This is a genomic window from Stenotrophomonas sp. HMWF023 (assembly GCF_003060985.1).
GTDB classification, from domain to species: domain Bacteria; phylum Pseudomonadota; class Gammaproteobacteria; order Xanthomonadales; family Xanthomonadaceae; genus Stenotrophomonas; species Stenotrophomonas lactitubi.
In genome coordinates, this window is the sequence record NZ_QAIJ01000247.1 from 256 (window position 1) to 1,251 (window position 996).

Sequence of the window (996 nt, forward strand, 5' to 3'; positions counted from 1 at the left end):
CTGAAATCGGTGTACCTGGAAAACACCTCACGCCAGTTCGACGACGCCGACCCGGACAACACCCTGGCCTACGTCGATCGCTGCACCGCATTCGAGGATGGCTCGGCCGACGGCGACTGGTGCGCGCTGCTGGTGAACCGCGACAACGGCATCAAGCTGTACCGCGATGGTCAGCTGCGCAACGGCATCGACGTGGATGCACCGCTGGATGCGTTCCAGGGCCCCCGCCCCAGCGTGCGCCAGGCACACATGATCACCCAGAAGGGCCGCCGTACCCGCGCCGGCCAGTACATGCTGCAGCTGGTGGCGAGCACGCGCCCGGATCGCGGCTTCTGGATCGAAGCGGTTTCTTCGCAGCGCAAGGTGGTACTGGCCCAGCAATGGGTGCAGCCCGATGCCGACGGCAAGATCAACGTGTCGTTCGGCCTTGACCACGAAGTGGACGATCTGGAAATCCGCGCGTGGTTGAACCACGCCGAGAAGCTGGCAGTGGATACGTTCGCACTGGTGCCCTCGCGCGGGCGACCGCGGGGGTAAAGGGGGTTCGGCAGGGCTGCGCCCTGCACCTGCCGAATCAACGTCAACGTCAACAGCAAGAGCGGCATTCCGTGGGATGGCGGGGCGGTGTCGGAGTGCGGGGACGCCGCAAGTACGTCCTTGTAGGCTTGGCAGCCGCATCCATGCGGCTGACACCCCGCAATCCGACACCGCCCCACCTCTGACAGATCTCCGCGATCTGGTAGATCCACGCCATGCGTGGATGAATCTCCATCGAAATCGAATATTTAGACAATTGATCGAAAAACATCCACGCATGGCGTGGATCTACGTGTCGACCAAGGTCGACACCTACCAACAGCAGCGCGGTCGACACCCACCAAGAGCACGCCATGCCATTCCGACAGATCGCGGGAAACTGTCGAAGGCGGGGTGGGTCCGGTTGCGGGGGTGTCCGCGGCATGGATGCCGCGGCCAAGCCCCCATGGACGGGTTTAC

Annotated in this window: 1 pseudogene; it reads left to right on the forward strand. The window is 63.7% G+C overall.

The annotated features are described in order from the left end of the window. Positions 1-537, forward strand: a pseudogene (locus tag DBR20_RS13680) (phosphoglycerol transferase I); the annotation flags it as partial. Between the last annotated feature and the right edge of the window lie 459 nt (positions 538-996).